The sequence below is a fragment of the Streptomyces chengmaiensis genome, from assembly GCF_029846775.1.
GTDB lineage: Bacteria > Actinomycetota > Actinomycetes > Streptomycetales > Streptomycetaceae > Streptomyces > Streptomyces chengmaiensis.
In genome coordinates, this window is sequence record NZ_JARWBG010000007.1 from 22,314 (window position 1) to 42,464 (window position 20,151).

The 20,151-nt window shown below is 73.6% G+C and carries 17 protein-coding genes and 1 pseudogene; 8 read left to right on the top strand and 10 right to left on the bottom strand.

Features of this window, described 5'->3' with window-relative positions:
• Positions 1-40: 40 nt before the first annotated feature.
• The 3 genes and pseudogenes from QCN29_RS08615 to QCN29_RS08625 all read right to left on the bottom strand — a co-directional run.
• Positions 41-1,396 (bottom strand): phosphoribosyltransferase family protein, encoded by a 1,356-nt coding sequence (locus QCN29_RS08615; RefSeq protein ID WP_279927135.1) that lies wholly within the window; start codon positions 1,394-1,396, stop codon positions 41-43.
• Positions 1,397-1,518: 122 nt separating this feature from the next.
• On the bottom strand, positions 1,519-2,406 hold the full coding sequence (locus QCN29_RS08620; RefSeq protein ID WP_279927136.1) for a universal stress protein: 888 nt from the start codon (positions 2,404-2,406) through the stop codon (positions 1,519-1,521).
• A 23-nt stretch (positions 2,407-2,429) separates the two neighbouring features.
• Positions 2,430-2,675, bottom strand: a pseudogene (locus tag QCN29_RS08625) (DUF1918 domain-containing protein); the annotation flags it as partial.
• A gap of 421 nt (positions 2,676-3,096) precedes the next feature.
• Here QCN29_RS08625 and QCN29_RS08630 point away from each other — a divergent pair.
• Positions 3,097-3,807: an OsmC family protein gene (locus QCN29_RS08630; RefSeq protein ID WP_279927137.1), complete on the top strand. Its 711-nt coding sequence runs from the start codon at positions 3,097-3,099 to the stop codon at positions 3,805-3,807.
• Between the two features lie 96 nt (positions 3,808-3,903).
• Here QCN29_RS08630 and QCN29_RS08635 read toward each other — a convergent pair whose 3' ends face one another.
• Complete coding sequence (locus QCN29_RS08635; RefSeq protein ID WP_279927138.1) at positions 3,904-6,540, bottom strand: cation-translocating P-type ATPase; 2,637 nt, start codon at positions 6,538-6,540, stop codon at positions 3,904-3,906.
• Positions 6,541-6,723: 183 nt separating this feature from the next.
• Here QCN29_RS08635 and QCN29_RS08640 point away from each other — a divergent pair, with 183 nt between their 5' ends.
• From QCN29_RS08640 to QCN29_RS08655, 4 genes are all read left to right on the top strand, one after another.
• Positions 6,724-8,049 carry a nicotinate phosphoribosyltransferase gene (locus QCN29_RS08640; RefSeq protein WP_279927270.1) on the top strand — a complete coding sequence of 442 codons (1,326 nt, stop codon included), beginning with the start codon at positions 6,724-6,726 and terminating at the stop codon, positions 8,047-8,049.
• Positions 8,050-8,086: 37 nt separating this feature from the next.
• Positions 8,087-8,788: a DUF4389 domain-containing protein gene (locus QCN29_RS08645; protein ID WP_279927139.1), complete on the top strand. Its 702-nt coding sequence runs from the start codon at positions 8,087-8,089 to the stop codon at positions 8,786-8,788.
• Positions 8,789-8,930: 142 nt separating this feature from the next.
• Positions 8,931-9,812, top strand: coding sequence for a universal stress protein (locus QCN29_RS08650; protein ID WP_279927140.1), 882 nt, complete (start codon positions 8,931-8,933; stop codon positions 9,810-9,812).
• A gap of 24 nt (positions 9,813-9,836) precedes the next feature.
• Positions 9,837-10,838, top strand: a complete 1,002-nt coding sequence (locus QCN29_RS08655; protein ID WP_279927141.1) for an Acg family FMN-binding oxidoreductase — start codon at positions 9,837-9,839, stop codon at positions 10,836-10,838.
• 175 nt (positions 10,839-11,013) lie between these two features.
• On the opposite strand, the gene QCN29_RS08660 is transcribed toward QCN29_RS08655, so the two are convergent.
• On the bottom strand, positions 11,014-11,337 hold the full coding sequence (locus QCN29_RS08660) for a DUF1876 domain-containing protein (RefSeq protein WP_279927142.1): 324 nt from the start codon (positions 11,335-11,337) through the stop codon (positions 11,014-11,016).
• A 16-nt stretch (positions 11,338-11,353) separates the two neighbouring features.
• Positions 11,354-11,857 carry a flavodoxin domain-containing protein gene (locus tag QCN29_RS08665; RefSeq protein ID WP_279927143.1) on the bottom strand — a complete coding sequence of 168 codons (504 nt, stop codon included), beginning with the start codon at positions 11,855-11,857 and terminating at the stop codon, positions 11,354-11,356.
• Positions 11,858-12,115: 258 nt separating this feature from the next.
• Here QCN29_RS08665 and QCN29_RS08670 point away from each other — a divergent pair, with 258 nt between their 5' ends.
• The 3 genes from QCN29_RS08670 to QCN29_RS08680 all read left to right on the top strand — a co-directional run bounded on the left by QCN29_RS08670 (position 12,116) and on the right by QCN29_RS08680 (position 15,237).
• A complete protein-coding gene (locus tag QCN29_RS08670; RefSeq protein WP_398859156.1) occupies positions 12,116-12,610 on the top strand; it encodes a Tm-1-like ATP-binding domain-containing protein in 495 nt (164 codons plus the stop codon).
• Positions 12,611-12,874: 264 nt separating this feature from the next.
• Positions 12,875-14,542: a serine/threonine-protein kinase gene (locus tag QCN29_RS08675; protein ID WP_279927144.1), complete on the top strand. Its 1,668-nt coding sequence runs from the start codon at positions 12,875-12,877 to the stop codon at positions 14,540-14,542.
• Complete coding sequence (locus QCN29_RS08680; RefSeq protein WP_279927145.1) at positions 14,539-15,237, top strand: hypothetical protein; 699 nt, start codon at positions 14,539-14,541, stop codon at positions 15,235-15,237. The genes QCN29_RS08675 and QCN29_RS08680 overlap by 4 nt, the downstream gene beginning before the upstream one ends.
• A gap of 408 nt (positions 15,238-15,645) precedes the next feature.
• Here QCN29_RS08680 and QCN29_RS08685 read toward each other — a convergent pair whose 3' ends face one another.
• The 4 genes from QCN29_RS08685 to QCN29_RS08700 are packed head-to-tail and all read right to left on the bottom strand — an operon-like array spanning position 15,646 to position 20,007.
• A complete protein-coding gene (locus QCN29_RS08685) occupies positions 15,646-16,836 on the bottom strand; it encodes an ABC transporter ATP-binding protein (protein WP_279927146.1) in 1,191 nt (396 codons plus the stop codon).
• Between the two features lie 38 nt (positions 16,837-16,874).
• Positions 16,875-17,708: a carbohydrate ABC transporter permease gene (locus tag QCN29_RS08690; RefSeq protein ID WP_279927147.1), complete on the bottom strand. Its 834-nt coding sequence runs from the start codon at positions 17,706-17,708 to the stop codon at positions 16,875-16,877.
• The gene (locus tag QCN29_RS08695; RefSeq protein WP_279927148.1) at positions 17,708-18,652 is read right to left on the bottom strand and encodes a carbohydrate ABC transporter permease; all 945 of its coding nucleotides are present in this window, start codon (positions 18,650-18,652) and stop codon (positions 17,708-17,710) included. Before QCN29_RS08695 ends, QCN29_RS08690 begins: the two co-directional genes overlap by 1 nt.
• Positions 18,649-20,007 (bottom strand): ABC transporter substrate-binding protein, encoded by a 1,359-nt coding sequence (locus tag QCN29_RS08700; RefSeq protein WP_279927149.1) that lies wholly within the window; start codon positions 20,005-20,007, stop codon positions 18,649-18,651. Before QCN29_RS08700 ends, QCN29_RS08695 begins: the two co-directional genes overlap by 4 nt.
• Positions 20,008-20,151: the final 144 nt, after the last annotated feature.

Sequence of the window (20,151 nt, forward strand, 5' to 3'; positions counted from 1 at the left end):
CCGTCGGCCCGGCACCCGGGCCGTCGGCCCGGCACCGGTCTCACCGTCCGGACGCGCTGTGCGGCAGCGCCGCGAAGTGGTCGGTGAACCAGTTCCGGGCCAGCTCGGTGACCGCTTCGAGGGTGCCGGGCTCCTCGAACAGATGTGTGGCGTCGGGCACCACCTCGAGCCGGTTCTCACAGCGGAGCCGGGCCTGCGCCTGCCGGTTCAGGTCGAGCACCATCACATCCTCGCCGCCGACGATCAGCAGCGTGGGGGCGCTGACGAGCGGGAGCCGGTCGCCGGCGAGATCCGGCCTTCCGCCGCGGGAGACGACCGCGGCGATCGGCGCCCCGGTCTCCGTCTCGGCCCACAGGGCGGCGGCCGCGCCGGTGCTGGCGCCGAAGTAGCCGACGGGCAGCCGTTCCGTCTCCGGCTGCTCGCGCAGCCACGCCGTGGCGTCCGCCAGCCGGCGGCCCAGCAGCGGGGTGTCGAAGACCTTGGCCCGGTCGTGCGCCTCCTGCTCGGTGAGCAGGTCGAACAGCAGGGTGCCGAGCCCGGCCTCGTTCAGCCCCGCCGCGACGAACCGGTTGCGCGGGCTGTGCCGGCTGCTGCCGCTGCCGTGGGCGAACATCACGACTCCCACAGCGCCCTCGGGGACGGTCAGACGCCCCTGGAGCCGCACGGGTCCGGCGGCCACGTCGGTCTCCCGGTCCACGGGCCCGGCGGCGCCGGCCGTACCCTGTGCGGCGCGCCCGTGCGGGTCGCCGCGTGCGCGCGAGCGCCTCTCGGCGGAGGCGAGGCAGCTGAGGACCTCCTCGTCGCTGGTCTGATCGAAGTCCGCGTAGAACTGCCCTATGGCGTAGAAGCCGGGCGGGGTGTCCAGGCAGATCAGCTCGTCCGCGGCCGCCCCGAGCCGGTCGGTCCAGCCGGGCGGGGCCACGGGCACGGCCAGCACGACGCGGGCGGCGCCGCGCTGCCGGACGATCCGGCATGCGGCGAGCGCGGTGGAGCCGGTCGCCACACCGTCGTCGATCACCACGGCCGTCCTGCCGTCGAGCGCGAGGGGGGCGCGGTCTCCCCGGTAGCGGCGGGCACGCTCCCACAGCACATCGCGCTCGTGCCGCTCGACCTTCGCGAGGTCCGCCGGCGAGACGCCCGCCCTGCCCATGACCTCGTCGTTGATGACGCGTGCGCCGTCCTCGCCGATCGCGCCCATGCCGAGCTCCGGCTGGTACGGCACGCCCAGCTTGCGGACCAGGCAGATGTCCAGCGGGGCGTCTAGCGCGTAGGCGACCTGGGCTGCGACCGGAACCCCGCCCCGGGGCAGCCCCAGCACGATCACATCCTGGCTCTTGAGGTGCTCCAGCCGGGCGGCCAGCCGCCGTCCGGCGTCGACACGGTCCTCGAAGTACATGGTCCGACCTCCTGAAGGCCTGCTGTGCGGCCGCCGGTGCTTTCAGAGTGCCCCGATGCGGCGCGGGCAGTCGGCGCGGCGGCCGACGGGTCCGGCGGCCGCGCGGGGCATGAACGGCGTGGTCAGCGGTGCGGGACCAGTGCGACGGCGCAGTCGGCGTGGTGCAGCACGGCGTGGTTGACCGGCCCGAGCTGCATGCCGACGTGTCCACCGCGGCGGCGTGCGCCGACGACGAGCAGCGCGGCGTCCGCCGCGGCCCTCAGCAGCGCGTCACGCGCATGGCCCTCCACAGTGCTGCGCTCCAGCACCACGCCGGGGCGGCGACGGCCCGCCGAGGTCAGCGCGTCCTCCAGCCGGGTCTCCTCCGCAGCGCGCCGTCTGCCGGTTTCCGCGTCCGCGAACTCCGGGTGGTCGGCCAGGTCCAGGGAGGGGGTCTGCCAGGCGTGCACGACGCGGACCGCCGTGCCGCGCTGCTCCGCCTCGCTCAGCGCGAAGTCGAGGGCCGCGGCCGCCTCCTCGGGGTCGCCGACGCCGACCGTCACGACGCCGTCGCCTGCCCGGCCGCCGTCGCGGGGGCGTTCGCCGCGGACGACGAAGACGGGGCCCTCCGCGTGCGCGGCGACGGAGAGCCCGGTGGAGCCCAGCAGCAGCCCGGCGAGCTCACCCCGGCCGCGGCTGCCGACCACCACGGCGAGGGCGTCGCGGCTCCGCCTGATCAGCGCATCGGCCGCGTCCTCGCTCGCTATCTCGCTGGTCACCTCGGTCTCCGAGACGTCGCCCGCCCGCTGCCTGGCCCGTTCGAGCGCGACGGCGGCGATGTTCTCCGTCAGGGTCCGTCCGGCGCCGCGCCGGACGTCGAACGAGGGCTGACGCCCCTCGAACCGCTCCCGGCTCGAGGCGTGGACGATCCGCAGCGGCGCCCGGTGCAGGATCGCCTCGTCCACCGCCCAGTCCAGCGCGTCAAGGCTGGGTGCGGATCCGTCGACGCCCACGACAAGCGGCTGGGCCATCGTTCTCACTGCCTCCCGTGTTCTTGACCGCGATGCCTGACATGGGCGTCCGGGCCGGGGAAGAACATGCTCACGCGCCCGGTGTCCGACCAGCGCACGTCATAGGGCGGCGTGCCGTCCTCGTGGTGCAGGCCCACGATCTCTCCGTCGCGCCCGGCGTCCCCCACGGCAGGCCCGCCGACCACGATCCGGTCGCCGACGCGGGCATGCGGTCCGGCCTGTGCGCCAGGCTCGGAAAGGCGGGTGTCTCCCTTGGTCTTCGCGGTCATCCCGACGCCTCCTCGCACCTGTGGGGTGTACCCCCACCGTCCCCCGGCGGCGGTGGGCGGTCTTGGGGCGGTCGGTCCCTTTCGGGGACCCGTTCGGCACTGCCGTCGGCGTTCGGCGGTGCCGTCGGCTGGAGGCGGGAGGCGGGAGGCGGGGCGAGCCGCGGACGGCGTCCGCAGGGCCGGCAGGCGGAAAGGGCCCATCCGCTTCTCGCGGATCCTGATTGCGCGGTGCGCGACCTGCCGCCGCTTCTCCGCGCCCTCTCGAGGGCCCTTTCCGTCATATCCAGGAAAGCACCCGGCCGCCGGTCCCGCCAGGGCCGACCGGCCCCGAAAGACCCCCGCCCGGCCCTGTTCCGCGCGGCCGTCCGGCTCGCAGGCTCGAACCCTGGCAGGACCCGGCGGACCGGGGAGGTCGAGACTCGTGGCCCAGGGCGATCAGACCGGGAGCGGCAGCCGTGTGCACACCCGGTGCGGGCGCACCATCAGCGTCTCGCGCTTCGGCCATGAGCCGTTGCCGCCCGGAATGGGGCGCGTGGTGCTGGACACCGCCTGGGAGCCCTATGACCACGGTGAGGTGTGGGCCTCCCTGACGCCCGAGGAGGCGCGCCGCATCGCCGGGCTGCTGCTCTTCCACGCGGCGGCCGTCGAGCCGCCCGCGCCGGGCCCGCCCGGCCGGGCCGAGGCCGTCCCGATCTGCGGGGACGCCTATGAGGTGAGCGTACGCGGCCATGTGGTGACGGTCGATCAGCCGGTCGAGGACGGCGGCGCGGACACCGCCCCCTCCCCGGTCGAGCTGTTCGCGGCGTCGGTCGCCTCGTGCACCGCGCACTACGCGGGCCGCTTCCTCGACCGGCACGGCATCAGCCGTGACGGACTCCGGGTGCGCGCCGACTACACCACGGCCGCGGACCGTCCCGCCCGCGTCGCCTCGATCGCAGTCCGGGTGGACGCCCCGCATCTGCCGCCTTCACGCGTCAGGGCCCTTGAGGCCGTGGCCGGGCGCTGCACGGTCACGAACACCCTTGAGACGCCGCCCGAGGTGACCTTCGCCGTGTACGGGGAGCAGCAGGACGACGCACCGGCGCAGCACGGCGGTGCGGCGGCCCGCCGGCAGAGCCGCGAGCATGCCTGACGCACAACGCCTGACGCCGAAGCGCCTGCCGCCTAAGGGCCTGTCAACTCAGGCCGGTCGCAGGAGCCCTGAACCGGCTGTGCGCCGGCCCGCGCATCAGCCCGCAGCCAGAAGCCTGCGCACCCACGGCTGTCCGGTCAGCCGGGCGAGGGCGAACCCCGCCGCGCCGACGGCAGCGGCCAGACCGGCCTCGGCCCAGCCCAGCGGCTCGGTCTCCAGCACCGAACGCAGGAAGGGCAGATACACGGCGGCGGCTCCCAGGGCCGCCGAGGCGAGCACCGACAGCGGCAGGAAGAGGTTGTCCCGGGTGAGCAGCGGCGACCGCAGTCCCAGGACGACCCCGAGCTGCGCCGCCAGCAGCGACAGGAACAGCACGCTCTGCCAGGGGCCGTCCACGGCGTGCACCGCCAGCGCGGCCGCCAGCGACACCACGGTGACCGCGGCCCCCAGGAAGAGCACCCGCTGCCACAGGCCGTGGCCGAGCACATGCTGCTCGGGCGGGCGCGGCGGACGGCGCATCACGGACGGCGAGGCGGGCTCCGCGCCCATCGCAACGCCGGTGAGCCCGTGGGTCAGCAGATTGATCCACAGGATCTGTCCGGCCCGCAGCGGCAGTGTGAGCCCGAGCGCGGGTCCGATGAGCATGATGAGGATCTCCGCGGCGCCGCCCGCCAGCCCGTAGAGCAGGAAGCGGCGGATGTTGTCGTACACGCGCCGCCCCTCCTCGACGGCCGCCACGACGGTGGACAGCTCGTCGTCGGTGAGCACCAGATCGGCGGACTGCCGGGCCACTTCGGTGCCCCGCCGGCCCATGGCCACGCCGATGTCCGCGCGGCGCAGCGCGGGGCCGTCGTTGACCCCGTCGCCCGTCATCGCGGTGACGTCGCCGTGGGTGTGCCAGGCCTCGACGATGTCCAGCTTCTGCTGCGGGTCGGTCCTGGCGAACACCCGTACGGCGGTGACGTCCGGGACCTCGCCGGCGGCCAGGGCGTGCCCGGTGACCACCTGTTCGGCCGCGCCGTCGGGGCCGTCGGCGCCCAGGAGCCCCACCTCGGAGCCGACCGCCCGGGCCGTCGCGGGGTGGTCTCCGGTCACCATCACGGGTGTGATGCCCGCGGACCGGCAGGCCGCCAGCGTGGCGGCCGCCGCGGGCTTGGGGGGATCGCTGATCGCGGCCAGCCCCAGCAGCCGCAGGCCCCTCTCCGCATCGGACGCGCTGGCGGGCGCCCGGCGGCGCGTCCCGGAGGCCACGGCCAGCACCCGGTAGCCCAGGGCGGCGAGCCGGGCGGCCTCCTGCCCGGCCCGGTCGAGCTGGGCGGGGCCGTCGTCGAGGACGGAGGCGTCGAGGACGGTTTCGGGCGCGCCCTTGAGGCAGACCAGGATCTCGCCGGACGGCGCGGTGTGCAGGGTGGTCATCCGTTTGCGGAGGCTGTCGAAGGGCTCCTCGGCGATTCTCGGGTGCGTCCGGCGCAGCCGGCCGGGTTCGTCGCAGCCGGCCTTGGCCGCCGCGGCGAGCAGCGCCGCCTCCGTGGGGTCGCCCAGAGCGCTCCAGCGCACCGCGCCGCCGTTCCGCTCGCCCGGCGGCCGCAGGGCGGCGTCGTTGCACAGTACGGCGGCGGTCAGCAGCCGTCGGACGGGGGCCAGCTCGCCGGGCCGGGCCGCCCGGTCCCCGGTCCGCAGCTCCCCCTCGGGCTCGTAGCCGACGCCGGTGACGTCCACGGCGACGCCGGGTGTCCAGATGTGCCGGACGACCATGCGGCCCTCGGTGAGCGTGCCCGTCTTGTCGGTCGCCAGCATGGTGACGGAGCCCAGCGTCTCCACCGCCGGGAGCCGGCGCACCACCGCGTGGCGGGCGGCCATCCGCCGCGCTCCCAGGGCGAGCGCCAGGGTGACGACGGCGGGCAGCGACTCGGGCACGGCGGCCACGGCGAGGCTGATGGCGGTGACCGACATCGTGCCCAACCCCAGGCCCCGCAGCAGTCCCAGTCCGAAGACCACCGCGCACAGCGCCAGGGTGACCAGCGCGAGGACGCGGCCCAGCGCCGCGAGCCTGCGCTGCAGCGGCGAGGGCTCCTGCTTGCCTTCGAGCAGCGCGGCGATCCTGCCGAGCGCGCTGTCCGCGCCGGTGGCCGTCACGTCCGCGACGCCCCTGCCGCGGACGACCACGGTGCCCGCGCTGAGCGTCGCCGCCTCCGCGCTGCCGCCGGCCTCCGCTCGGAGGTCCTTGTCCACGGGCACGGACTCGCCGGTCAGCATGGATTCGTCCACGAGCAGCGCCGAGGCCTCGGTCAGCCGGGCGTCGGCCGGGACGATGTCCCCCTCCCCCAGCAGGATCACATCGCCGGGCACCACCTCCGCGGCCGGCGCCTCCCGCTGCCTTCCGCCCCGCACCACGCGCGCGGCGGGCGCGGAGAGCGCCGACAGGGCGGCGACGGCGTTGTCCGCCCGGATCTCCTGGACCACTCCGACCGCGGTGTTCACCACGACGACCAGCGCGATGACCACCGTGTCGGCGTGGTCGCCGATGGCGACCGTCAGCGCGATCGCTCCGAGCAGCACCATGATCAGTGGATCGCGGAGCTGGGCGGCGATCCGTGCGTACAGCGGTACGGAACGTCGGGTCGTCACCTCGTTGCGTCCGTGCTCCGCGAGCCGCCGCGCCGCCTCGGCGTCGGTGAGGCCGCCGCCCTCTCCGGCGGCACGCGGCATGGTCCGTTCGGCGGAGGGCGTCACATCGGTCTCCGTTCGGGCCGCCTCGGTGTCTGTCTCACGGTGGCACCGCGGTGCGCCCGCGGTGAGGGCCTCCGGGGTGCCGCGGGGGGCCGAACGGCCCCTGTGCGCAATGATCGCCTCCGCTCCACTCTGGTGAGACAGGGTGTGATCCGAATGTGCCCGGAAGGGACCGGCGAGCGCACGATGTCCGACGTCACCGTCACCGATCTGTACGAAGTGACCATGGCGCTGTCGTATGTGCGCGAGGACATGCGGCAGGACGCCACGTTCAGCCTGTTCGTCCGGGACCTGCCGGCCGGCCGGGGCTTTCTGGTCGCCGCCGGGCTGGAGCCCGCACTGGACTACCTCTCCGCCTTCCGGGTCGGTCCGCGGGAGGTGAGGGACTTCGCCGAGGCCCTGGAGCGGCCGGTCGGGGATGTGGAGCCGCTGCTCGGCCTGGAGTTCGACGGGGAGGTTCGAGCGGTTCGGGAAGGGCGGCTCGTCTTCGCGGACGAGCCGCTGCTGGAGGTCACCGCACCGCTGCCGCAGGCCCAGCTCGTCGAGACGTATCTGCTCAACCAGGTGTGCCACCAGACCTGCGTGGCCTCCAAGGCGGCGCGCTGTGTGCTGGCGGCCGCCGGGAAGCCGCTGATCGACTTCTCCCTGCGGCGCACACACGGCACACAGGCGGGGCTGCAGGCCGCCCGGCTGTCCGCGCTGGCCGGCTTCGCGGGCACCAGCAATGTGGCGGCGGCCGTGCGGCTGGGCATCCCCGCCTCCGGCACGATGGCCCACTCCTACGTCGAGGCGTTCCCTGGCGAGGAGGAGGCGTTCCGGGCGTTCGCCCGCGCCCACCCCGGCCCGGTCACCTTCCTGGTCGACACCTACGACACCGAGGCGGGCGTCGCCGTGGCCGCGCGGGTCCTCGCGGAGCTGCGGCGCGGTCCGGGGTGCGCCGTCCGGCTGGACAGCGGCGACCTGGGGGCGCTGGCGCGCCGGGCGCGGAGCATGCTGGACGACGCCGGGCTCGGCGATGTGCGGATCATCGTGAGCGGCGGCCTGGACGAGTACGGCGTCGACGACCTCGTGCGGGCGGGCGCGCCGGTCGACGTCTACGCCGTCGGCACCCGGGTGGGCGTCGCCGCCGACGCCCCCTACCTCGACGCGGCCTACAAGCTCGTCGCGTACGACGGCCGGCCGGTCATGAAGCTGTCGTCGGCGAAGGTGACCGCGCCGGGCCGCAAACAGGTCTTCCGCCGCCCCGGATGCGCCGACGTGATCGGGCTGTACGACGAGCCGCCCCCCGAGGACGCCGAGCCGCTGCTGCGCACGGTGATGCGGGACGGGCGCAGGACCGGTCCCCCCGACACGCTCGACGGCGCCCGGGCCCGCTTCGAGGCCGACCTCGCCGCCCTGCCGGCCTCGGCACGGCGCATCCGCGGGCCCAAAGCGCCCGTGCCCGTCTTCTCCCCCCGGCTGGCCGCGCTCACCGACGAGGTGCGCGGCCGTCTCACCCGAGAACACCCGTGACCTTCCCAGGTCTTCCGGCAAAGGAGCTGAGCAAGCGATGACTTCGACACCCGCGGTCTATCCGCCCGTCCGTGTGGACGCGGCGCTGGACTCCCCCCTCTCGCGCTGGCTGTGGCTGGTGAAGTGGATCCTGGTGATCCCGCACTACATCGTGCTGTTCTTCCTCTGGATCGCGTTCTTCGTCGTCAGCGTCATCGCCTTCTTCGCGATCCTGTTCACCGAGAGGTATCCGCGACCGCTGTTCGACTTCAACGTCGGTGTGCTGCGCTGGTCCTGGCGGGTGTCGTTCTACTCGTACGGCGCACTCGCGACCGACCGCTACCCGCCCTTCAGCCTGGGCGAGGAGCCCGGCTACCCGGCGCGGCTGGAGATCGCCTATCCCGAGCGGCTGTCGCGCGGCCTGGTGCTGGTGAAGTGGTGGCTGCTGGCCATTCCGCACTACATCGTCGTCGGCTTCTTCGTGGGCGGCTACCAGGCGCGCATGTGGATCGGCGGACTGATCTCGGTGCTGGCGGTCATCGCGGCCGTGATCGTCGCCGTCACCACGGCGTACTCCCGGGATCTGTTCGACCTGATCATGGGACTGAACCGGTGGACGCTGCGGGTGACCGCGTACGCCAGCCTGATGACGGACGAGTATCCGCCGTTCCGCTTGGACATGGGCGGCATCGATCCCGCCTCCCAGCCGCTCGTGCCCACACCGCCGTCCACGCAGCCGCAGCCGCCGCTCAAGTCGTGACCGGGGCGGCCGCAGGCGCCGAAGCGCTCGGAGAGGGGGCTGTTCGGTCCCGCGGCGGGACCCTCGGCCCCTGCTGCCGCCGCACGGGCGGCGGCGAGGCTGAGGGTGCGGCCGCACCGGCGGCCGAAAGGAGGTCCGCACCATGACACACCACGTGGCCGCCGGCCTGGACGGGTCACCGGAGAGCCTCGCCGCCGCCGAATGGGCCGCCGAGGAGGCGCTGCTGCGGCGGGCGGTGCTGCGCCTGGTGCACGCCGAGGAGATCACAGCCGGTTCCGCCGCCCCGCTGGTGCGGCCCGACGTGGTGCGCGACTGGGCCGACGGCATCCTCACCGAGGCGGCGGAGGAGCTGCGGCGACGCCACCCGGGGCTGGAGATCAGCACCCGCCGGCTGACCGGCAGGCCGGCCGCGGCCCTCGCCGTGGACGCGTTGGACGCGGACCTGCTGGTGCTCGGCTCCCGCGGCCTCGGCACGGTGCTGGGCTTCCTCGTAGGCTCGGTCGGCATGGCCGCGGTCGGCGCCACGGAGCGGCCGGTCGTGCTGGTGCGGGCCGCCGACGCGCGGGCGGGCGGTCCGGGCCGCGACCGCTCGGGCCCGTACGGCGAAGTGCTGCTGGGCGTGGACATCCACCAGTCCTGCGACCGGCTGCTGGCCTTCGCCTTCGACGAGGCGGCGCACCGGGGCTGCACCCTGCGTGTGGTGCACGCCTGGACGCTCCCGCCGGTCTTCAGTTACGCGCCCGTGCTCGACCCCGGCGTCCAGTTGGAGGTCGGCCGTACGGTCGCCCAGTCGCTGAGCGACATGCTGACGCCGTGGCGGCTCAAGTACCCCTCGGTGCATATCGTCGAACGCGCCGTCATCGGTCCGCCCGCCCGCGAGCTGGTGTACGCGGCTGACAACGCCGACCTCGTCATCGTCGGCCGCCGTGTCCGCAGGTCCCCGCTCGGCGCCCACATCGGCCATGTCGCCCACGCCGTGATCCATCACTGCGGCGCGCCCGTGGCCGTCGTGGCCCATGAGTGACCACGCCGCCGTCAGGAGGCTCCCGTGTCTTCTCCCTCCGTCCCCTCACTCGACGAAGCCCTGGTGACCGCCCTGGTGGCGGACGCGGTCCGGGCCCCGTCCATGCACAACGCACAGCCGTGGCGGTTCCGCTTCCTGCGCCGCAGCGGCGTGGTGCAGCTGCGCGCCGACCCTCAGCGGGCCATGCCGCGGTCGGACCCGGACCACCGCGGTCTGCACCTGGGCTGCGGGGCGGCGCTGTTCAATCTGCGCACAGCGGCCGCCCATGCGGGCTTTGAGCCGGAGACCGAGCTGCTCCCCGATCCGGCCGACCCCTGGCTGGCGGCCGAGGTCCGGCTCGTCCGGCCCGTACGCGCCGACGGCGACGATGCCGCCGCCCTGTACCCCGCGATCCGCCGGCGGCACACCAGTCGGCTCCCCTTCACCGACGAGGAGATCCCCGAGGCCCTGCTCGACGGGCTGAGCGGATGTGCCGTGCGCGAAGGGGCCCGGCTGGTCTTCCCCGACCCATGGCATGTGCGGTCGGTGCTCGATCTGGTGCACGATGCCGAGGGCCGCGAGGCCGCCGACCCGGCGAAGCGGGAGGAGACCGCCCGTTGGGTCCGGACGGACGCGGCGGAGGGCGGCGAACGTGCCGAGGGCATCCCGGCCTATGCGCTCGGCCCGCGGCAATGGGACGTCACCTCGCCGGTGCGGGACTTCGCCGGGCGGCGGCCGACGCTCGGCCGCGCCTCCGCCGTGTTCGAGAAGGCCCCGTGTCTGGGGCTGCTGGGCACGGCCGGCGATGCCAGGGCCGACTGGCTGCGGGCGGGGCAGGCCATGGAGCGGGTGCTGCTCCAGGCCACCCTGGACGGGCTGGTCGCCTCCCTCACCTCACAGGCGCTGGAGTGGCCCGAGCTGCGCTGGGCGGTGCGGGATCCGCAGTCCGCGATGGGCCATGTGCACATGGTGCTGCGCCTGGGGTACGGACCGCAGGGCCCGGAGACGCCGCGCCGCCCGGTGAGCGAGATGCTGGACGTCATATGACGTCATATGACGTGCCCCGGCGGCAGACGGCCGCCTCGGCGGCTTCGGCGACCTCGGCGGCCGGCGACCTCGGCGGCCCGCCGGCAGGCGGACGGACAGCCGGGCGGCCTCGCGAACCGGCCGCGCGAGCAGCCCGGTGGCGTGGCCCTATGCCCGCGACATGGGGGGCGTGGCCCTATGCCGTGACATCGGGCCAGCCGTACTGGGCGTCCGCCTTCCGCTCCGCGGCGTCCGGGGCCGTCTGCCCGCCCTCCCCCGCCCCCACCGCCTCCAGGTCCCGGTCGGCGATCCGCATCAGCTGGCCCGCCAGATCGCTCATCGCCCGGCTCACCGCGAGTTCGTCGCCGATCTCCGGCACATCGACGTCCTGGGGGTTGCAGCGGGCGACCCCGCGCCCCGTGAGCCGGGTGACGCCCGTGTCGAGCACGGCCTTCGCCTTCGTCCTGCCGTCCTCCTCGAACAGGTAGACGCCTGCCTTCCACTCCAGCGTGCGGGTCATCTCCGCCTCCATGCCGTCAGGGAGCCTCGGTGAGCGCCTCGCCGATGTGGTGCGCCCAGGCGTGGATGCGCTCGGGGTTGCGGAAGTCTCCGCCCTTGCCCCGGCGCACGATGGAGCGTGCGATCCAGCCGGGCGTCTCCTCGGTCACGCTGCCGCCGAACGTCTTGTGCTCCCGGGCGTGCAGGCGCTCCATGACCTTGGCCGCGCCGGGGACCGGCGTGATGTCCCGCTCGTCGGCGGAGGTGTCGACGGGACCGCTGCTGAACAGCCACACGGGCCGCTCCCGCAGCGCGTCGGCGTTGCGCTTGGCGCAGCGCCGGGCGTCGCGGTGCCAGTGTCCCGCGTAGAGGGAACTGCCGAGGACGACCGCGTCGTAGGCGCTGACGTCCTTGACGTCCCCGGCTGGAAGGACGGCCGTGTCGTACCCGTCGTCGCGCAGGGTCCTGCCGATCTCGTCCGCAATGCCTGCGGTGGCCCCGTGCTTGCTGCCGTAGGCCACGAGCACGCGCTTCGTTGTCATGACGTCATCTCCCGGGAGGTGCGGTCGTACGGCCGCGAAGTGCCGTTCGTACGCTTCTCACGCTCGTCCGGCCGCCGTGTCGCCGTCTTGAGGCATTCAGTCCCGTCCTGGGGCCGGTCGGCCCATATGCGCTCCGGTCGGTCGCTCAGCGTCACGGTCGGCGGCGGGCGCGGTGAGCCGTGCGCGATACCGCGCGCCGCGTGAAAGCAGGGCGCACAGCCGGCCACGGCGCACCGAGCTTCGAGCCGGATCAACAGCGTGTCCGCGCCGATCCTGGCGAACGCGGCGGACGCCGCCGCGGGGATGGCCAAGGGATTCGCCGCGGCCTCACGCGCCCTCGTGCCCGCCGAACTCGGCGCGGGCGGAAGACCGCTGGTCGCGGCCAGCATGGCGGGCGTGACCACGCCGGGCGTCGACGCCGCACGAGAGCAGCTCACCGCGCTCGGCTACGAGGTGCTGGTCTTCCACGCCAGCGGCGCGGGCGGCCGCACCCTGGAGGACCTCGCCTGCCAGGGGCTGTTCGCGGGCGTGCTGGACCTCACCCTCTGCGAACTCGCCGACGACCTGGCCGGCGGCATCCACGACCCTCGGGCGGACGAAGCCCTGTTCACTGCCGTACGCGGCGGGCTGCGCGGCAGCGCGGTGGAACTGGCCGAGTACGATGCCCACCTCAACGACCCGGCCTCCGGCCGTGCGGCCGCGAAGCTGCTGCACCGCCTGATCACCGACTGCCCAACGCCGGACCGCTCATGAGCCGGTCGCCGTTGACGGGAACCGCCGTGTGGCGGAAATGTGTCTGTGGTGGCGAGACACACCTGTCGCACCTACCGGTGCAGAGCCTGGCGCCCGGCCGTTCGGGCGAGTGGGGCAAAGAGGCGCGCGGGTGTCGGGAGGGCGAACGCGCGGAGCTTGTGCGGAAAGGGCAGGCGAGCGCGATCGACCGTCGACAGACGCTGAAGCGCCCATGAGGCCCCCGGACGGCGTCCGGGGGGAAGCGAGCCGAGACAAGGGAGCGAAATGAGCACATGGTCGGTCCCGGGGTACAGCGAGACCCGGGAGCTCGGCTCCGGCGGCAGCGGACGCGTCGTGCTCGCCGTGCACGACGCCACCGGCACCCCCGTGGCCGTCAAGTACCTCAACGAGCGGATGCGGCGCGACGAGGCGTTCGTCCAGGAGTTCCGGGCCGAGGCCCGGCTGCTCGGCGGGCTCGACTCACCGCATGTGGTGCGTCTGTACGAGTACGTCGAGGCCCCGGACGGCGCGGCCATCGTCATGGAGCTGGTCGACGGGGTGGCGCTGCGCGCGCTGCTGGCCCGTGAGGGGAGCACCGGGCCCGAGGCGGCTCTCACCGTGCTGAAGGGTTCACTGCTGGGGCTCGCGGCAGCGCACTCAACGGGTGTCGTGCACCGGGACTACAAGCCGGAGAACGTGCTGGTCTCCGCGGACGGCTCGTCCAAGCTGGTCGACTTCGGCATCGCGGCGGGGCGCGGCACGACGCCCGGCGTCGCCGGGACTCCCGCGTATATGGCGCCCGAGCAGTGGAGCGGCGAGCCCGCCTCGCCGGCCGCCGACGTCTATGCCGCGACGGCGACGTTCTTCGAGTGTGTGACGGGCCGCAAGCCGTTCGCCGGAGACAACTTCGCCGAGCTGGCGCTGGCGCACACCAGCGCGCCCGTCCCCGAGGAGGACGCGCCCGAGGAGGTGCGTCCGCTGATCCGGCGGGGGCTGGCCAAGGCCCCGGACGAGCGCCCGGAGAACGCCGAGGCGTTCGTGGCCGAGTTGGAGGAGCTGGCCTGCGCGGCCTACGGCCCGGACTGGGAGGAGCGCGGCCAGCGCAAACTGGCCGCCCTCGCCGCGCTGTTGCCGCTGCTGTTCCCCTCGGCGGGCGCGCCGCCCGCCGGGACCACGGCCCTGGCCTCCACATCGCTCGGCCACGGGCACGGTCTGCGTGTGCTCTGGCCGGGCAAGCAGGGCCTGCTCGCCGCGGCGCTCGCGCTCGTGCTGGGCGTGGTGCTGTCCGTCGCCGCGCAGGCCACGGGCGACGCGCCGCAGGACACGGCCGTCCGGGCCGTGGCGACGACCAGCGCGTCGCCGCAGTCACCCCAAGAGGAGCCGACGGCCTCGCCGCCGGACGGTGTTCCGTCCGGCTCTCCCTCGGTGAGCACGGCCCCGACGCCGTCTCCGGCAGCCTCCCTCACCCCGGCCACCCCGCCCGGAACACCCACCCCGACCCCGCCTCCGACGCCGTCGCCTTCCCTCACGCCCCCGGTCCCGCCGGGCCCGCCCACGACGCCCACGCCTCCGGGCAGCCCTGAGCCCCCGGTGTCGCCCGATCCGCCGGAGCGCCCGGACCCGCCGGCCGTGTCCGTCGTCTCCGTGTACGTCACGTCGCTGCGGCGGATCGGGGACACCGCCACCGCCACCGCGACGGTCGAGGTCCGCACCCGGGGCACCGGCCCTGTGACGATCACCGTGGACTGGGCCACGGCGTTCACCAAGGGCGATGCGGGCATCCCCGACGGACCCGCCCAGAGCTTCGAACACAGCGGGGCCAGCGCGTACACCATCAGCCACACCTTCCAGGGCAAGGGCTGCTACTGGAGCGTCGCCGCCCGCACCGAGCCCGCTTCGGCGAACGGTTCGTCCGTGCAGCAGCTCCAGGCCAGGCAGTGCCCGGTCGGATGAAGGACCCCCGCGCCGCCTTCATGAGACCTCCCGAGCCGGAGAGCGGGCCGCCGCAGAGCGGCCCGCCGGAGGGCGAACAGCCCGCGGCCGACGGCGTCGAGCACAGCTACAGCGCCACCGTGCTCGCCAGCCACTGGGTCGAACGGCCGGCCGTGCGACCCGACCGCGTCGAGGGTTCGGTGCTCCGGTTCGGCCCCGGCGTCACCGCCGCGGTCCGCCCGCAGGGCGACCGGGACGTCACCGCCGTCCTCTGGCGCGGCGAGCCCCCGCCGCCGCCCGAACGCCCGCGCCCCTCCCGACTCGTCACAGCCCTGCGCCGCTACACCCTGGCGCTGGTGGTCCTGCTCGCCGTGCTCGGCTACCTCGCATGGCAGCGGTACGGGGCTCCGCTCGCCGTGCAGAACGTGTCCGTGCGGACCGACCCGCAGGGCCCGTCCTGCGGCGGCACCGCCGATGTGACGGCTCTGGTCACCACCAACGGACGGCCCGGCACCTTGACGTACCGGTGGGTGCGCAACGACGGGACGGCGTCCGGCGAGCTGACCGAGCGGCTGGTACGGGGACAGCGGGAGACGCGGCTGCATCTGCTGTGGTCGTTCGAGGGCACGGGGGACTTCCGGGCGGAGGCGGAGCTGCGGATCGTTTCGCCGGAGCGGCGGACGGCCGCGGCGGGGTTCGTCTACCGGTGTCCGTAGGGCGCGGGGCTTCTCCCCCTTCCCCACCCTGCCCCTACGCCCCGAGGGCGTGGGGATCCCCGTCCCGAAACCGGGGCTCCGCCCCGCACCCCCTCCGGGGAGGGGGACGGCACGCGGGGCGGCGCCGGCCCCCGGCACTGCGGCCTCACGCCGCGAACAGCCACCCCGGCACACGCATTCGCCCCGCACCCCGGCGCTGCGGCCTCGCCCCGCGACGCCGCAGCGCCCCAACGGGGTGCGGGGCCGGGTCGACATGTGGCTCCGCCGTGTGGGCGCGGCCGGCACGGCGGGACCGCACGCTCTCGACGGCCGCCCGCGGTCCGACGCGGCCGCGGGCGCGGAGGTGCGGCGCATCCGGGCCGTCCGGCGCGGATGTGCACCCCCGTGGGAGCGCTTGGCGCCCCGGGCTCATCCCCCGCTGTTCTCGCGGTGGGTGAGGTTGACGCCCGTCTGCGGGTTGAAGACGTGCATCCCCGACACGTCCACGTACAGGTCCGCCTCGGTTCCCTCCCGGATGCGGGTGCCGGTGGACAGCCGGGTGACGATCTGGTTGCCGGCGCCGCCGGTTTCGCTCGCGCCCGAGTCGGCGGCCAGTTCGTCCAGTTCCGCGGCGGACGCGGGTTCCCAGCCCTCCTCGGTGAAGTGGGCGTACACATCGGAGCCCAGTGACTCCAGCACCTCCACCGTGGCGGTGAAGCGGAGCCCTTCCCTTCCGGGGTCGACCAGGGCTGCGTCCTCGAACACCTCGGGCCGCAGGCCCACGATGAGGTCGCGCGGCGCGCTCTGCCGCTCCAGGGTCCGGCGGGTCTCGGGGGTGAGCGGGAGCGCGCCGATCGCCGTGCGCAGGGTGTCCTCCTCCAGGGTGGCGTGGAGGAAGTTCATGGCGGGCGATCCGATGAACCCGGCGACGAAGAGGTTGCGCGGCTCGTCGTAGAGGTGCTGCGGGGTGCCGACCTGCTGGACGACGCCGCCGCGCATCACGACGACCCGGTCGCCCAGCGTCATCGCCTCGGTCTGATCGTGGGTCACATACACGGTGGTGGTGCCCAGGCGCTGCTGAAGGCGGGAGATCTGGGTGCGCATCTGCACCCGCAGCTTGGCGTCGAGGTTGGACAGCGGCTCGTCCATCAGGAACGCCTTGGGGCTGCGTACGATCGCGCGTCCCATGGCGACGCGCTGCCGCTGGCCGCCGGAGAGATTGGCCGGCTTGCGGTCGAGGTGCTCGGTGAGGTCGAGGATGCGGGCGGCCTCCTCCACCTTCTCCTTCACCACGGCCTTGTCGGTCTTGGCGAGCCGCAGCGCGAAGCCCATGTTCTCCCGCACGCTCATATGCGGATACAGGGCATAGCTCTGGAAGACCATGGCGATGTCCCGGTCCTTGGGCGCCTTGTCGTTGACGACCTGGTCGCCGATGCGGAGCGTGCCGGCGGTGATGTCCTCCAGGCCGGCGATCATGTTGAGGGTGGTGGACTTGCCGCAGCCGGAGGGGCCGACCAGGATGACGAACTCCCCGTCCGCCACGGTGAGATTGACGTCCTGTACGGCAAGGGCGCCGTCGGGGTACCGCTTGGTGATGCCCTCGAGAACGATCTCGGCCACGGTCGGTGCTCCTTGAAAGCGTGGGGCCAGTGCGCGGGTCAGCCTTTGACGGCGCCGGAGGTCAGTCCGGCGACGATGCGCCGCTGGAACAGCAGGACGAAGATGACGATGGGCACGGTGATCACCACCGCGGCGGCGGCGATCGAGCCGGTGGGCTGCTGGAACTGGCTGCTTCCGGTGAAGAACGCGATCGCCGCCGGGACCGTGCGTGCGGCCTCCGTGGAGGTCAGGGAGATCGCGAAGAGGAAGTCGTTCCAGCAGAAGATGAAGACCAGGATCGCGGTGGTGAACACGCCGGGCGCGGCCAGCGGTGCGATCACCAGGCGGAACGCCTGGGCGGGGGTGGCCCCGTCGACCTTGGCGGCCTTCTCCAGGTCCCAGGGGATCTCCCGGAAGAACGCCGACAGCGTATAGATCGCCAGCGGCAGCGAGAAGGTCATATAGGGGATGATCAGTCCGGGCCAGGTGTCGAAGATCCCGAGGATCCGCTCGATGTTGAACAGCGGGGACACCAGCGAGATCGGCGGGAACATCGCGATGAGCAGCGACACGCCGATCAGCAGCCGTTTGCCGGGGAAGCGCAGCCGGGCCACGGCGTAGGCGGCCATGGTGCCGAGCACCACGGCGATGGCCGTGGCGATGAGCGCGATGCCGATGGAGTTGATCAGGGCCCGGGTGAACTCGGAGGTCTCGAAGATCCCGCGGTAGTTCTCCCAGGTCCACTTGGTGGGGATGAAGTTGCCGTCGGTCAGAGTGGAGGGGGCCTTGAAGGACAGCGCGGCGATCCACCAGACGGGGAACAGGGCGTAGGCGACGACCACGATGTTGGCGACGGTCCACCCGGTGATACGCCGCTTCCGCGCACTGGGCATCAGCGTCCCCCCTGCTGCGATCCGGGGGCGGCCGCCCCGAAGAGTTTGACGAAGACGAAGGCGATCACCGCGACGCATAGGAAGATGAGCACGGAGACCGCCGAGCCGATGCCGAGGTTGAGCGCGGTGAACAGGTTGTCGTAGCCCAGGATCGACACCGAGCCGGTGCCGTGAGCGCCTCCCGTGAGCACGTAGATGCTGTCGAAGACGCGGAAGGCGTCCAGGGTTCGAAAGAGCAGCGCCACCAGGATCGCCGGTTTCATCAGCGGCAGGGTGACCTTGGTGAAGCGCTGCCAGGCGCCGGCGCCGTCGACCATGGCGGCGCGCAGCGTCTCCTCGGGAACGAGGGCGAGGCCTGCGAGCAGCAGCAGCGCCATGAAGGGCGTGGTCTTCCAGACCTCGGCGAGGATGATCAGGCCGATCGCGGGCCACTGCTCCGTCAGCGGGGCCTCGCCCGGCGGGAGCAGAGCGGCCAGATAGCCGGTGCCGGGCGTCCAGGCGTACTGCCAGGAGAAGGCTGCGACGACGGTGACGATGCCGTACGGGATCAGGATGGAGGTGCGCACGGTGCCGCGGCCGAAGATGGTGCGGTGCATCACCAGGGCGAGTGCCAGGCCGAGGACCAGTTCCACGGCGACGGAGACGGCGGTGATGAACAGCGTCACCCAGAAGGCCTCCCACCAGAACGGGGAGGACAGGACCGCCCCGTAGTTGCTGAGGCCCACGAACTCCGCCTGGCCGGGGAAGCGCAGGTCATAGCGTTGCAGAGAGAGATAGACCGCATAGCCGATGGGGTAGGCGGTGACGGCGGCCATGACGAGGACGGCGGGCGCGCACAGCAGCCAGGCGAGGCGTCGCTCCTGGCGTGCTCCCTCGGAGAGCCTGCGGGACGCGATGTCCGCCGTGTCGTCGGTCTGCCGGGCGCCGAGGGTCGGTTGGTTCATGGGATCAGCCCCTTCGACTCCAGGGCGTCCTCGATCTGGGCGGAGATCTCGTCGACGGTGGGCCTCGGATCGATGGCCGAGGGCGGGGACAGCGCGTGGGAGATGACGATGGACACGTTCTGGTACGCCGGAGTCTGCGGGCGGACGCTGGCGTGCTCGAGCGCCTGGAGGATGGCGTCGGCGAAGGGGTAGTTCTCGACGAATTCCGCATCGTGGTAGAGAGCTTCCAGGGTGGGTGGCAGTCCGCCCTGGACGGCGGCGGCGATCTGGTTCTCCCGGTTCCGCAGGCACAGCGCCGCCTCGAAGGCCATGTCGGGGTGGCGGGAGTAGGCGCCGATCGCCAGGTCGATGCCGCCGATGGTGGGTCTGGCGGGCCGGTCGGCGTCCACGCGGGGGTAGGCCGCCCAGCGGAAGTTCTGGAACAGTTCCGGATTGTTGGCCTGCATCGAGGGATAGACGAAGGGATAGTTGAGTTCAAAGGCGGCTGTGCCGGACTCCATCGCCAGCCGGTTCTGGTCCTCCATCTGGTTGGGGAGGGAGGGGTCGGCCGCGGGTGAGGTGGCCAGTTCACGCATGACCGCGGCGGCCTCCACGGCGGGCGGCCCGAGGGAGGGCGCGGTGGCGTCGGCGTTGAGGATGGAGCCGCCCGCGCTGGCGACGAGGGTGTTGAACCAGACCGTGAGCCCCTCGTACTGGGCGCCCTGGATCTCCACATAGTGCGGTCGGCCCTCGGCGGCCAGCTCGCGGGCCGTGTCCAGCATCTCGGACCAGGTGCGCGGGGGTTCGGGCACCAGGTCGCTGCGGTACCACAGGAGCTGGGTGTTGGTGTTGTACGGGACGGCGTACAGCTGGTCCTTCCAGGTGCCGGTCTGCAACGGGACCTCGAGGGTGCCGTCCACGGCGCGTGCGCGCTGCTCGCCGGTCCACGGCAGGATCCATCCGGCCTCGGCGAACTCCGGGGCCCAGGTCACGTCCAGGCCCATGATGTCGATGGAGTCGTCCTCGGCGGCCAGCCGGCGCACGAGCTGCTGGCGCTGCCCGTCCGCGGTGCGCGGCAGTTTGTTGTAGTCGATGCGGTAGCGGCCGCCGGACGCGCGGGTGCAGTTGTCCGCCGCGCTCTGCAGCGCCCCGGAGTCGTCGGGGAAGTTGTACCAGTTCAGGGTCGGCGGGCCGGTGTCCTCACCGCCGCAGGAGCTGAGCAGCGCGGCCAGCAGGGGCAGCGCGGTGAGGATGCGCAGCCGCCGCCGTGCGGTGCGCGGCCGGGCTCGCCGTGGCCTGGACCGTTCGCCCGCCGCGGGCTCCGTGCCGGCGTCACGTCCGCCGGCCGGCCGTCTCCGTCCCGTCGTGCGCCCCACCCTTCACCTCCCCGTGCCGCGGTGTTCGGGCCTGGTCGCAGCCTCGCCGTGCGTCCTCGCAGCAGGCCGGGCGTGGCGTCGACCGTAGACCCGGCCCATGAGTGCGCCGCGGCGCCCTCGTCCCGTGTCGCAGCGGTCACCCGG